This window comes from Pseudomonas nitroreducens (genome assembly GCF_010994165.1).
Classification (GTDB): Bacteria; Pseudomonadota; Gammaproteobacteria; order Pseudomonadales; family Pseudomonadaceae; genus Pseudomonas; species Pseudomonas nitroreducens.
The window spans coordinates 882441-894928 of record NZ_WMBX01000001.1; the positions used below are offsets into that span (position 1 = coordinate 882441).

A 12488-nucleotide genomic window follows, 5' to 3' on the forward strand; every position below is an offset into this window, starting at 1 on the left:
GAGGCGCATCCTTGCGCCAATGCGCGTAGAATACCCGCCCCGTTCACGAGGTAAGCGTCATGGCAGTCATAGGTCGGTTCAATTCGTTGCAGGTGGCCAAGCACACCGATTTCGGTCTCTACCTGGATGGCGAGAGCCACGGCGAAATCCTGCTGCCCAAGCGCTACGTGCCGAAGAACGAACCCACCGAGGTGGGCGACTGGCTGAACGTGTTCATCTACCTGGACAGCGAAGACCGCCTGATCGCCACCACCCAGAAGCCCAAGGTGCAGGTCGGCGGTTTCGCCAGCCTCAAGGTGGTGGAGGTCAATCGCATCGGTCTGTTCCTCGACTGGGGGCTGCCCAAGGACCTGCTCCTGCCGCACTCGGAAGAGAAACGTCCGCTGCAGGTTGGCGATTACTGCGTGGTCTACGTCTACCTCGACGAGCGCAGCCGCCGCATCACCGCCACCGCGCGCCTGGACCGCTACCTGGACAACACCCCGGCGAACTACAAGGCCGGCCAGGAAGTCGACCTGCTGGTCGTCGAGCGTACCGACCTGGGCTACAAGGCGATCATCGAAGGCAAACACTGGGGGCTCATCCACAAGAACGAAGCGTTCAAGTTCCTCCGGGGTGGCCTGCGTGAGAAGGGCTACATCAAGGAGATGCGCGCCGACGGCAAGATCAGCCTGAGCCTGCAACCCGCCGGCGCGGGGCTCTCGGATGCCCTGAGCGAGAAGATACTCCAGGCTCTGCGCGATGCCGGCGGCAAGCTGGCGATCAGCGACAAGAGCCCGCCGGAGCGGATCGCCCAGCAGTTCGGCGTCAGCAAGGGCAACTTCAAGAAGGCCATCGGCGGCCTGTTCAAGCAGGGCCTGATCGTCATCCACGACGATCGCATCGAGCTGGCCTGACGGCTCAGCCGCGCCCGCGGACGATGGATTCGGCCACTGCGCAACGCGGCTCGGCCGGGGCCAGCGAGCCCATGCGCTGCAGGTCGACCGGCGTGCCCGGCTCGGCCTTCAGCTGGCGACGCAGGTCGTCGAATACCTGGTCATGCTCCTTGCGAAAGCGCAGCACCGGCCCAGCGCATGCACGCAGGCCGTGACGGCGCAGGATGCGCGTGGCGCTGCCGGCAAAGTTGAAGGCGATATCACCGGGCAACTCAAAGCTGTCGCTGAACGGCTGACCATCGATTTCGCCATCCACTTCGAATACCACCAGCGCCTCTCGGCTGGCGGCGTTCTCCACCCGGTAGCGCAGGCGGATCCGGTACTGCTGGCGGTCGAGGCCAGCGGTGGAATGGATGGTGACCTGAGCGGGAGCGGTCATTCTCTCTCCTGGAGGTAAGAACCCATGGCCACCGCACCCCGGGGGCTCAGCGGCTCAACTGGCAAGCGTAGTGACCGTAGCTCGCTTCCCGCATTGCGGCCAGCACAGGGCAGTCTACGGCAGTGCCGAGACACCACCTTCGATCTCAACGCTCAGGCAGCTATTGCAAAGCTGCCCGCGGATATTCTCGAACCCGCCCGCTGGGACTCGGCTGACCTGCATCAAGGGTGGGGCACAGGCTGCCGAAGCAGGGCGGGGTCGCGCTTCAACTGCCTGCAGACGGGGCGCTGCGGGTCTTCCGAACCACGGAAAAGGGGAAAAAGCTGGCTAGCGCTACATCATGTATTGCGCTGTGCTGGTGTTCCGCCGGCATCGGATGGCCGAGATCGATGACCTGGCGGCTGTGAAGCGCATCGATCATCTGCAGCACAAGGTCGGTGCGTTGGTTCTATTGGGGCTGATCGGGGCGATAACCTGCGGCCTGGCAGCTCTAGCGCTGTCCTGACGGGGCTTGCGTGGAGGCGGTGGCTGGACGAGGATGCGACTCTCGCTGGCTGCTGGAGATCGCCATGATCCGCGACATTCTCAAGATGGGCGACGACCGCCTGTTGCGCATTGCACCGCCGGTACCGGATTCGATGATCGGAACGGCCGAGTTGCAGGAACTCATCGATGACATGTTCGAGACCATGCACCACGTTGGCGGCGTTGGCCTGGCCGCGCCGCAGATCGGCGTGGACCTGCAGCTGGTGATCTTCGGTTTCGAGCGCAGCGAGCGCTACCCGGATGCACCGGCAGTGCCGCCGACCATCCTGCTCAATCCGCTGATCACGCCTGTCGGCGACGAGCTGGAGGAGGGGTGGGAAGGCTGCCTGTCGGTGCCGGGCCTGCGTGGCGCAGTGGACCGTTACCGGAGCATCCGCTACCAGGGCGTCGATCCCCAGGGCCAGCCCATCGACCGTATGGTGGAAGGCTTCCATGCGCGGGTGGTGCAGCACGAGTGCGACCACCTGATCGGCCGGCTGTATCCGTCGCGCATCACCGATTTCAGCAAGTTCGGCTTTACCGAGGTGCTGTTCCCGGGGCTCGATCCGAGCGCGGATGACTGACACCAGCTCAAGCTTTTCTCCATAGCAGCGAACTTGCTGCTACAGCAGGTGATGGTTCTGCGCGCGTTTGCAGGAGTGGGCTTTTCCAGAGCCGAGGGCGGCGCCGCCCTCAACTTTCCTCGTCGAGCTGGTAACGGGTCGGCACCAGGCTTTCCTTGATCTTGCGCAGGTGCGGCTGGAAATCCACGCCGCGGCGCAGGGTCACGCCGGTGGCGAGCACGTCGAGCACGGTGAGCTGGATGATCCTTGAGGTCATCGGCATATAGATGTCGGTGTCCTCGGGCAGCGGGATGTCCAGGCTCAGGGTGCTGGCGCGGGCCAGCGGCGAGTCCGCGGCGGTCAGGCCGAGCACCGAGGCGCCGTTCTGTCGCGCCAGGTGGGCCACGTCCACCAGCTCGCGGGTGCGCCCGGTGTAGGAAATCACCACGAACAGGTCGCCGGTGTGTGCTACCGAGGCGATCATCCGCTGCATCAGTACATCGCTCTGCGCTGACACCGCCAGGTTGAAGCGAAAGAACTTGTGCTGCGCGTCGAGGGCCACCGAGCTGGACGCGCCAAGGCCGAAGAAGTGGATCTGCCGGGCCTGGATCAACAGGTCCACGGCGCGGTCGATCACCTTCGGGTCGAGCAGTTTGTGGGCGCTGTCCAGCGAGGCGATGGTGCTGCTGAAGATCTTGCGCGTGTAGGCCTCGGGGCCGTCGTCGGCTGCCACGGCCTGGGTCACGAAGGCTGCGCCGCTGGCCAGGCTCTGCGCCAGTTGGATCTTCAGCTCCGGATAGCCGCTCATGCCGAAGGAGCGGCAGAAGCGATTCACCGTCGGCTCGCTGACACTCGATGCCTGGGCCAGCGCGGCGATGCTGAAGCGCGTGGCCTGCTGCGGGTCGTGCAGGATCACCTGGGCGACCTTGCGCTCGGCCTTGTTCAGCTCTTCCAGACGGCTCTGGATCTGCTCCAGCAGGTTTTTCATCCGTGCTCCTTGGGCAATCGACGGTTGACCGGGTAGGTGCGGCCAGCGGCGCTATCCTAACGTCAGGCTGGCAAGCGACCAACAACGGCGCGAAACGGCAGAAATATGTTGTTTAATTACTACATATTTGTCTTAATGCCGGCGTAGAAGGCTAACTATCGTTCAAAATTTGGTTGGTAACAACAAATGCCTGAAGTCCGCGTTCTGCCCTGCACCCTTGCGCTGTTCGGCGCCCTGGGGGATCTCGCCCTGCGCAAACTGCTGCCGGCGCTCTACCAGCTCGACCGCGAAGACCTGCTGCACCGCGATACCCGCATTCTTGCACTGGCCCGCGATGACGGCGCCACGGAAGCGCCATTGGCAACCATCGAACGCCGTCTGCGCCAGTATGTCCCGGCGAAAGAGTGGGATGAACAGGTCTGGGCCCGCTTCCAGGCGCGCCTGCATCACCTGAGCATGGACTTCCTCGACGCCGGCTCCTACCAGGCGTTGGCCGAGTTGGTGGGCGACGAGAAGACCCTGGTCGCCTACTTCGCCACCGCCGCCTCGGTGTTCGGCGGCATTTGCGAGAACCTTGCCGCTGCCGGCCTCGCCGAACGCACCCGGGTGGTGCTGGAGAAGCCCATCGGCCACGACCTGGAATCGTCCCGCGCGGTGAATGACGCCGTGGCGCGTTTCTTCCCGGAAAACCGCATCTACCGGATCGATCACTACCTGGGCAAGGAGACGGTGCAGAACCTCATCGCGCTGCGCTTCGCCAACAGCCTGTTCGAGACCCAGTGGAACCAGAACCACATCTCCCACGTGGAGATCACCGTGGCCGAGAAGGTCGGCATCGAGGGCCGCTGGGGCTACTTCGACAAGGCTGGCCAGCTGCGCGACATGGTGCAGAACCACCTGCTGCAACTGCTCTGCCTGATCGCCATGGACCCGCCGGCCAACCTCACCGCCGACAGCATTCGCGACGAGAAGGTGAAGGTGCTGCGCGCGCTGGAGCCCATCGCTCCCGAGCAACTGGCGACCCGCGTGGTGCGCGGCCAGTACACCGCCGGCTACATCGACGGCAAGCCCGTGCCGGGCTATCTCGCCGAGGAAAATGCCAACCCCAACAGCGACGCCGAGACCTTCGTCGCCCTGCGGGTGGATATCCGCAACTGGCGCTGGTCCGGCGTGCCGTTCTACCTGCGTACCGGCAAGCGCATGCCGCAGAAGCACTCGCAGATCGTCATCCACTTCAAGGAACCGCCGCACTACATCTTCGCCCCGGAGCAGCGCTCGTTGATCAGCAACCGGCTGATCATCCGTCTGCAACCGGACGAGGGCATTTCCCTGCAGGTGATGACCAAGGACCAGGGCCTGGGCAAGGGCATGCAACTGCGCACCGGCCCGCTGCAACTGAATTTCTCCGAAACCTTCCAGACCGCCCGTACGCCGGATGCCTATGAGCGACTGTTGCTGGAAGTCACCCAAGGCAACCAGAACCTGTTTGTCCGCAAGGACGAGATCGAGGCCGCCTGGACATGGTGCGATGGCCTGATCGACGGCTGGGGCCGCCTGGGCGAGGAGCCCAAGCCTTACCCGGCCGGAAGCTGGGGACCGCAGGCGTCGGTTGCCCTGATCGCTCGCGACGGGAGGGACTGGTATGGCGATCTTTGAACCGACACTGAAAGAAGGCATGGCCTGGAAGACCTGGAACAACGCCGCCGAGCAGGCCCGCGGCCTCGCCGAAGCGGTAGCCGACGCGCTGCGTGAGGCATTGATCGAACGCGGTCGCGCATTGTTGGTGGTGTCCGGCGGGCGCAGTCCGGTGGCTTTCCTAGAGGCCCTGAGCGGCGCGGTACTGGACTGGTCGAAAGTGGCCGTCAGCCTCGCCGACGAGCGCTGGGTGCCCGAGTCGCACCCTGACAGCAATGCAGGCCTGCTGCGCCGCCATCTGCTCAAGGGCGAGGCGGGCAAGGCGCAGTTCATCGGCCTGTATCAGCCGGCGAGCAGCCTTGAGGAGGCGGCCGACAAGACCGATCGCTTCCTCCACGAGCTGACGCTGCCCATCGATGTGCTGGTGCTGGGCATGGGCGACGATGGCCACACGGCTTCGCTGTTCCCTGGCAGCACCAACCTGGTCGAGGCGCTCGACCCGGCCGGCACACGCCGATGCCTGCCGATGTGGGCGCCGACCGTGCCGCACCAGCGCCTGACCCTCACCCGAGCCGTGTTGCAGGGCGCGCGGGTGCAGATCCTGGCCATCCAGGGCGAGTCCAAGCTGGCCACGCTGAGTCAGGCGCTCAGCGATAACGACGACCAGCGCATGCCGGTCAATGCGTTCCTGCGTTCACCTCTTTCGATCCACTGGTGCCCCTGAAGCACGGAGTTACCGCTATGCCTGAACAACACATCCAGCAGATCGATGCCCTGGCGCAGCGTGCGCGCATCCTGCCGGTGATCACCATCGACCGCGAGGCAGACATCCTGCCCATGGCGGATGCTCTGGCAGCCGGCGGCATCACCGTTCTGGAAGTGACCTTGCGGACGGCGCTGGGTCTCACCGCGATCCGCCAGTTGAGCGAGCAACGCCCGGAGCTGATCGTCGGCGCCGGCACCGTGCTCGACCCGGAAACTTTCGCCCAGGCGGAAGAGGCGGGGGCGAAGTTCATCGTCACGCCCGGCTGCACCGAGGAGTTGCTGCAGTACGCTGTGACTCGCCCTGTGCCGTTGCTGCCGGGCGTTGCCACCGCGTCGGAAATCATGGCCGCTTATCGCCATGGCCTGCGCCGCTTCAAGCTGTTCCCGGCGAAGGTCGCCGGCGGCGTGGAAGCGCTCAAGGCTTTCGGCGGTCCGTTCCCGGACATCCGTTTCTGCCCTACCGGCGGCGTCGGCCCGGACAACCTGAATGACTATTACCGCCTGGCCAACGTGATGTGCGTGGGCGGCAGCTGGATGCTGCCCAAGGCCGCCGTCGACGGCGGCGACTGGTCGACGGTCGAACGCCTGAGTCGTGAGGCGCTGGCGCTACTGGACACACACTGAGCTGTCCTGGATTTGGACGTGCCCGGCCTTGTGCCGGGCTTTTTTATGGGGGCTTCTGCGGCTGAGCAGAGTTGCCGTGCGGGTTCGCGAGCAAGCTCGCTCCTACAGAAAAGCGCGCCCGGTGCAGGACTGCTCCCAGCAGGAGCGAGCTTGCTCGCGAACAAACCCCGACGCGGGGCTGTTCGCGAAAGGATCGCGCGTGACCCTCGGGCTTCAATCCACCCCGACGAAGCCGCCCGTCTGGTGCCGCCACAGCCGCGCGTAGAGCCCGCCATGGGCAAGCAACTCGGCATGGCTGCCGCTCTCGACCACGCGGCCGTGCTCCAGCAATACCAGCCGGTCCATGCGGGCGATGGTGGAAAGCCGGTGGGCGATGGCGATTACCGTCTTGCCCTGCATCAGGGTTTCCAGGCTTTCCTGGATCGCCGCTTCCACCTCGGAGTCCAGCGCCGAGGTGGCCTCGTCGAGGATCAGGATCGGCGCGTCCTTGAGCAGTACGCGGGTGATCGCGATGCGCTGGCGCTGCCCGCCGGAAAGCTTCACGCCGCGCTCACCGACGTGGGCGTCGAGACCGGTACGGCCTTCGGCGTCGCTCAGTTGCGGAATGAACTCCGAGGCGCGCGCCTTCTGGATGGCGTCCTGCAACTCCGCCTCGCTGGCATCCGGGCGACCGTAGAGCAGGTTGTCGCGGATCGAACGGTGCAGCAGCGAAGTGTCCTGGGTGACCATGCCGATCTGCGCGCGCAGGCTTTCCTGGGTCACGTGGGCGATGTCCTGGCCGTCGATCAGGATGCGCCCGCCCTCGAGGTCGTACAGGCGCAGCAGCAGGTTCACCAGGGTGGATTTGCCGGCCCCGGACGGTCCGACCAGGCCGATCTTCTCGCCGGGGCGTACGGTCAGGTCCAGCCCACTGATCAGGCCGCCGCCCTTGCCGTAGCTGAAATCCACCTGGTCGAAGCGCACTTCGCCATGGCTCACCACCAACGGCTTGGCGCCGGGCTGGTCGTTCACCTGGCGGGGCAGGGCGATGGTCTGCATGCCGTCCTGCACCTGGCCGACGTTCTCGAAGATGCCGCCGACCACCCACATGATCCAGCCGGACATGTTGTTGATGCGGATGACCAGGCCGGTGGCCAGGGCGATTGCGCCAACCGAGATCAACGACTGGGTCCACAGCCACAGGGCCAGGCCGGTGGTACCGGCGATCAACAGGCCGTTGAAGACGGTGATGGTGACGTCCATCGAGGTCACCACGCGTCCGGCCTGCTGGGCCTTGCGGGTCTGGTCGTCGATGGCTTCGCGGGCGTAGTCCTCTTCCTGGCGCGTGTGGGCGAACAGCTTGAGGGTGGTGATGTTGGTGTAGCCGTCGACAATCCGGCCCATCAATTTGGAGCGCGAGTCCGAGGCGACCACCGAGCGATGCTTCACCTGGGGAATGAAGTAGCCCAGCGCGCCGACGTAGCCGACGACCCACAGCAGCAGCGGGATCATCAGGCGCCAATCGGCCTCGGCAAACAGCACCAGGGCGCTGACGGTGTAGATCACCACGTGCCAGATGGCATCCACCACCTGCACGGCGGAATCGCGCAGGGAGTTGCCGGTCTGCATGATGCGCTGGGCGATGCGCCCGGCGAAGTCGTTCTGGAAGAAACCCAGGCTCTGCTTGAGCACGTAGCGATGGTTCTGCCAGCGGATCAGGTTGGTCATGCTGGGGTTGATGCTCTGGTGCACCAGCATGTCGTGCAGGCCGTTGAACACCGGGCGCAGGATGAGCGCGACGACGGCCATCCAGATCAGCTCGCGGCCGTGCAGGGTGAAGAAGTCCGCGGGCGCGGTGCCTTGCGCGAGGTCGACGATGCGCCCCAGGTAGCTGAACAGCGCGACTTCGATCAGGGCAACGATCAGACCGACGAAGAGCAGGGCGAGGAAGACCGGCCAGACCTGGCGCAGGTAATAGACGTAGAAGCGGATGACATCGGACGGCGGCATGCGCTCGGGGACGTCGCGGAAGGGATCGATCAGACGCTCGAAACGACGGTAAAGCATGATAGGTCTCGGGTTGTCGGCGGGGCCGTCCTGGCCCCGCCTTGAATGGCCTCCGTCAGCCGTGATTGCGCAGAATCACAGACGCTTGGCGGAGAGGATGACCACCGGGGTGGTCGGTACGTCCTGGAACATGCCGCGGTTGCCGGTCTTGACCCCGGCGATCTGGTCGACCACGCCCATGCCGCGTACGACCTTGCCAAATACGGCGTAGCCGAAGTCGCGGGCGCCGTGGTTGAGGAAGTCGTTGCCGGTCAGGTTGATGAAGAACTGGCTGGTGGCGGAGTTCACGTCGCTGGTGCGTGCCATGGCCAGGGTGCCGCGTTCGTTGAGCAGGCCGTTGTCGGCCTCGTTCTTGATCGGCGCCTGGGTGTCCTTCTCCTTCATGGCCTCGGTGAAACCGCCGCCCTGGATCATGAAGTTGGGGATGACGCGGTGAAAGATGGTTCCGTTGTAGAAGCCGCTGTCGACGTAGGACAGGTAGTTCTTCACAGAAATCGGCGCCTTGTCGGCGTACAGCTCAATTTCGATTTCGCCCGAAGTGGTGGACAACAGCACATGCGGGTTCTTGCTGTCGGCGGCGAACACCGAGCCGGCCAGGACCAGGGAGCAGGCAGCGAGCAGGAAGCGTTTGAACAGGGTCATTTGGTGGATGTTTCCTGAGGTTCTAGGGATGGTCGACCTGATCGATGAAGTCGAGCAGGGTGGTGTTGAAGCGTTCGGGCTGGTCCAGCGGCGTCGCGTGGCGCGAATCCTCGATTACCACCAGGCGTGCGTTGGGCATCTGCCCGACATAGGCCTGCTTGAGCGAAACCGGGGTGTAGTCGCGGTCGGCGCTGATCACCAGGGTTGGACAGGTTATGCGCGCCAGGCGTTCCTGCACACCCCAGCCGATGATGGCATGCAGGCTGGACAGATAGGCGCGCTTGTCGTTCTGCGGCCAGCGCTGCTGGATCTTGCGGCGCAGGTCGCCCTGTTCTGGCTTGGGGAAGAGCATCTTGCCCAGTGCCTTGCCCACGGTATCCAGGCCCAGCACATGGGCGAGGAACAGCCGGCGCGCCACTTCCAGGTACTCGCGAGGGCTGCGTGGCTTTACCTCCGGCGCGCTGTTGACGATGGTCAGGCTGTTCAGCCGCTCCGGCCAGCGGGTGGCCAGTTCGAAGCCGATCATGCCACCCATGCTGATGCCCACCAGGTGCACGCGGCCCAGGCGCAAGTGGTCGAGCAGGGCGATCACATCCTCGGCGAAGGCGCCGATGCTGTAGCGCTGGCGCGGCTTGTCCGACTGGCCATGGCCGCGTACATCGAGGGCGATCACCCGGTGGCGCTTTTCCAGTTCCGGCACCTGAAACTCCCAGTCGCGGGTGCTGGAGCCGAGCCCGTGCACCAGCAGGACCGGCGTGCCGAAACCACTTTCCTCATAGTGCAGGCGGTGGCCGGCGTGGTCGAAGAACGGCATGACGGGCTCCTTTTTCGTGCGGCCTATATGCTCAGACCGGGCTTTCGGGGGCGGCGAAATGGGCGTCGAGTGGCACATTGGCAAAGGTGGTCAGCAGTTCCACGAGGATCTGCGTGGCCGGGCCCAGGGGCTTTTCCTTGTTCGGGTAAAGATAGAACCGGCTCTCGCGCACGCCGCCCTGTTTCATCGGCAGTGGCTTGACCTGGCCGTCGCGCAGCTCGCGCTCGATCATGTGCCGCGGCAGCCAGGCGAAGCCCAGGCCGTTGCTGACAAACGTGGCGGCGGTGGCCAGGCTGCCCACCGTCCAGCGCTGCTCGGCGCCGAGCCAGCCGACGTCGCGCGGCTGCAGGCGACCGGAATCGCGGATCACCACCTGCATCTGGGTTTCCAGGTCCTGGTGGGTGACTTCGCGTTGCAGGCGGTGCAGCGGGTGATCGGGATGGGCAACGGCGACGAAGTCGACGATGGAGAGGTCGGCGCCCAGGTGGCCGGGGATGTTCAGGCCGCTGATGGCGAGGTCGGCGTGCCCTTGCACCAGCGCTTCCTCCACGCCGGACAATACTTCCTCGCGCAACAGCACGCGGCAGCCGCGGCTCTGCGGCATAAAGGCGGAGAGGGCGCGCACCAGGCGCACGGTGGGGTAGGCGGCGTCGACCACCAGGCGTACTTCCGGCTCCCAGCCCTGCTCCATGTGATGGGCAAGCTCTTCCAGCTGGCCGGCGGATTTCACCAGCTGCCGGGAGCGACGCAGCAGCACTTCACCGGCCTCGGTGAGCACCGCCTTGCGCCCGTCGATGCGCAACAACGGTACGCCGAGTTGCTCCTGCATGCGCGCCACGGTATAGCTGATCGACGACTGTGAACGATGCAGGGCTTCCGCCGCCTGGGCGAAGCCGCCGTGATCGACCACGGCCTGCAGGGTTCTCCACTGATCCAGGGTAACGCGGGGCGCTTTCATCCTCGCTTCCTCTTGTCTAATCTGGCGGTCCGCAGAAGACCAACAAGAGACCGCCATGAAAAAATTTTGTTGTGCCGTTCTGGCACTGTTGCCGCTGACCGCCCTGGCCTATCCCATTGAAGTGGAGAAATCCCTCAAGGGCACCCAGGTGGACTATGACACCCAGGACATAGGCGACCAGATGGGTGCCATCATCCTGCGCAACAATGGTCAGGAACAGGCGACCTGCACCGCAGTCTTCGTCAATGGCCCGGAAACTCCGCATGTCCGCAAGGCTTCCATCGCGCCGGGCAAGGAAGCGAACCTGACTTCCAGCTTCAGTCGCGCAGTGATCAAGCTGCGCATCAAGCTCACCTGCGTGCCGGGTTGAGTACTCTGCCGGACAAGACTAGAAGCAGTTTTGCGAGAAATCAATTTATTCGATAATTAGAAGCGATTATTTGCGCTTTTTTATCGATTTATTCATCTCTAGGATAGCCTCCATCGACACATTCAATGACCGATGGAGGTCCAGTCCATGTCCCGCGTTCTCGTCATCGAAAGCAGTGCCCGCCAGGAAGGTTCCGTTTCCCGCCAGTTGACCCGCGATTTCATCGCGCAGTGGCAGGCGGCGCACCCGGCGGACGAGATCCAGGTTCGCGACCTGGCCATCGAGCAGGTGCCGCACCTGGATGCCAACCTGCTGGGTGGCTGGATGAAGCCGGCCCAGGAGCACAGCGAGATCGAGCGCATCGCGCTGGAGCGCTCCAACCAGCTGACGGCCGAACTGCAAGCCGCCGATGTGCTGGTGCTGGCCGCGCCGATGTACAACTTCGCCATCCCCAGCACGCTGAAGTCCTGGCTCGACCATGTGCTGCGCGCCGGCGTCACCTTCAAATACACCGAGACCGGCCCGCAGGGCCTGCTCACCGGCAAGCGCGCCTTCGTCCTGACCAGCCGTGGCGGCGTGTACGCCGGCGGCGCGCTGGATCACCAGGAACCCTACCTGCGCCAGGCGCTGGGCTTCGTCGGCATCCATGACGTGACCTTCATCCACGCCGAAGGCCTGAACATGGGCGGTGAATTCGCCGAGAAAGGCCTGGCCAAGGCCAAGGCGCAGCTCGCCGCCATCGCCTGATCCGCTTCCCGCTTGCGCGTCCTCCCGCTCCTGGACGCGACCGTGGCCGATTCCCTGCCTGGGAGTCGGCCATTTTTTATTCGCCGGCTACTTGACCGGCAGAAAACACATCCTTTCCGTTCGGGCTGTTCAAAGCATGATCAGCATGCTAAAAGAACCTAGAGCTGATCTAGCCGCTTGAAAAAGAAGGGAAAACCATGACCAAGTCGGAGTTGATCGAGAGAATCGTCACCCATCAGGGGCAGCTTTCCGCAAAGGATGTGGAGCTGGCGATCAAGACCATGCTTGAGCAAATGTCCCAGGCTCTGGCGACGGGGGATCGCATCGAAATCCGGGGTTTCGGCAGCTTCTCTCTGCACTACCGCGCACCGCGCGTGGGGCGTAATCCGAAAACCGGCGAGTCCGTGCGCCTGGACGGCAAGTTCGTCCCGCACTTCAAGCCCGGCAAGGAGCTGCGCGACCGCGTCAACGAACCCGAGTGACCCCGGGGTATCCGT

15 protein-coding genes are annotated in these 12488 nt (G+C 64.5%); 9 read left to right on the plus strand and 6 right to left on the minus strand.

The window, feature by feature from the left end:
- The first annotated feature begins 59 nt into the window (after nt 1-59).
- Entirely contained in the window at nt 60-896 is an 837-nt protein-coding gene (locus GJV37_RS04220; RefSeq protein WP_170858330.1) for a CvfB family protein, read from the plus strand.
- A 4-nt stretch (nt 897-900) separates the two neighbouring features.
- Here the strand turns inward: GJV37_RS04220 and GJV37_RS04225 are convergent, their stop codons facing one another.
- Entirely contained in the window at nt 901-1314 is a 414-nt protein-coding gene (locus GJV37_RS04225) for a DUF5064 family protein (RefSeq protein ID WP_037013483.1), read from the minus strand.
- A 340-nt stretch (nt 1315-1654) separates the two neighbouring features.
- Here GJV37_RS04225 and GJV37_RS04230 point away from each other — a divergent pair, with 340 nt between their 5' ends.
- Together GJV37_RS04230 and def are read left to right on the plus strand one after the other, a co-directional pair.
- Complete coding sequence (locus tag GJV37_RS04230) at nt 1655-1819, plus strand: hypothetical protein (RefSeq protein ID WP_193452165.1); 165 nt, start codon at nt 1655-1657, stop codon at nt 1817-1819.
- A 64-nt stretch (nt 1820-1883) separates the two neighbouring features.
- A complete protein-coding gene (gene def / locus GJV37_RS04235) occupies nt 1884-2423 on the plus strand; it encodes a peptide deformylase (protein ID WP_170858331.1) in 540 nt (179 codons plus the stop codon).
- Nucleotides 2424-2532: 109 nt separating this feature from the next.
- Here def and GJV37_RS04240 read toward each other — a convergent pair whose 3' ends face one another.
- A complete protein-coding gene (locus GJV37_RS04240) occupies nt 2533-3390 on the minus strand; it encodes a MurR/RpiR family transcriptional regulator (protein ID WP_024765963.1) in 858 nt (285 codons plus the stop codon).
- A gap of 186 nt (nt 3391-3576) precedes the next feature.
- Between GJV37_RS04240 and zwf the strand changes: the two genes are divergently transcribed.
- From zwf to GJV37_RS04255, 3 genes are read left to right on the plus strand one after another with little or no spacing between them, the layout of a single operon-like run.
- Nucleotides 3577-5046, plus strand: coding sequence for a glucose-6-phosphate dehydrogenase (zwf, locus tag GJV37_RS04245; RefSeq protein ID WP_024765964.1), 1470 nt, complete (start codon nt 3577-3579; stop codon nt 5044-5046).
- Nucleotides 5033-5749 (plus strand): 6-phosphogluconolactonase, encoded by a 717-nt coding sequence (gene pgl, locus GJV37_RS04250; RefSeq protein WP_024765965.1) that lies wholly within the window; start codon nt 5033-5035, stop codon nt 5747-5749. The genes zwf and pgl overlap by 14 nt, the downstream gene beginning before the upstream one ends.
- A gap of 17 nt (nt 5750-5766) precedes the next feature.
- Entirely contained in the window at nt 5767-6414 is a 648-nt protein-coding gene (locus tag GJV37_RS04255) for a bifunctional 4-hydroxy-2-oxoglutarate aldolase/2-dehydro-3-deoxy-phosphogluconate aldolase (RefSeq protein ID WP_170858332.1), read from the plus strand.
- Nucleotides 6415-6627: 213 nt separating this feature from the next.
- Here GJV37_RS04255 and GJV37_RS04260 read toward each other — a convergent pair whose 3' ends face one another.
- The 4 genes from GJV37_RS04260 to GJV37_RS04275 form a co-directional block, all read right to left on the minus strand.
- Nucleotides 6628-8460 (minus strand): ABC transporter ATP-binding protein, encoded by a 1833-nt coding sequence (locus tag GJV37_RS04260; RefSeq protein WP_170858333.1) that lies wholly within the window; start codon nt 8458-8460, stop codon nt 6628-6630.
- 75 nt (nt 8461-8535) lie between these two features.
- The gene (locus tag GJV37_RS04265) at nt 8536-9096 is read right to left on the minus strand and encodes a peptidylprolyl isomerase (RefSeq protein WP_024765968.1); all 561 of its coding nucleotides are present in this window, start codon (nt 9094-9096) and stop codon (nt 8536-8538) included.
- 28 nt (nt 9097-9124) lie between these two features.
- Nucleotides 9125-9916 (minus strand): alpha/beta fold hydrolase, encoded by a 792-nt coding sequence (locus GJV37_RS04270; RefSeq protein ID WP_024765969.1) that lies wholly within the window; start codon nt 9914-9916, stop codon nt 9125-9127.
- Nucleotides 9917-9947: 31 nt separating this feature from the next.
- Nucleotides 9948-10874: a PA3225 family LysR-type transcriptional regulator gene (locus GJV37_RS04275; RefSeq protein ID WP_024765970.1), complete on the minus strand. Its 927-nt coding sequence runs from the start codon at nt 10872-10874 to the stop codon at nt 9948-9950.
- Between the two features lie 55 nt (nt 10875-10929).
- On the opposite strand from GJV37_RS04275, the gene GJV37_RS04280 reads away from it, so the two are divergent.
- The 3 genes from GJV37_RS04280 (at nt 10930) to ihfB (ending at nt 12473) form a co-directional block, all read left to right on the plus strand.
- Complete coding sequence (locus GJV37_RS04280; RefSeq protein WP_024765971.1) at nt 10930-11244, plus strand: hypothetical protein; 315 nt, start codon at nt 10930-10932, stop codon at nt 11242-11244.
- Between the two features lie 147 nt (nt 11245-11391).
- The gene (locus GJV37_RS04285; RefSeq protein ID WP_037013416.1) at nt 11392-11991 is read left to right on the plus strand and encodes an FMN-dependent NADH-azoreductase; all 600 of its coding nucleotides are present in this window, start codon (nt 11392-11394) and stop codon (nt 11989-11991) included.
- Between the two features lie 197 nt (nt 11992-12188).
- Nucleotides 12189-12473 (plus strand): integration host factor subunit beta, encoded by a 285-nt coding sequence (ihfB, locus tag GJV37_RS04290; protein WP_003091441.1) that lies wholly within the window; start codon nt 12189-12191, stop codon nt 12471-12473.
- Nucleotides 12474-12488: the final 15 nt, after the last annotated feature.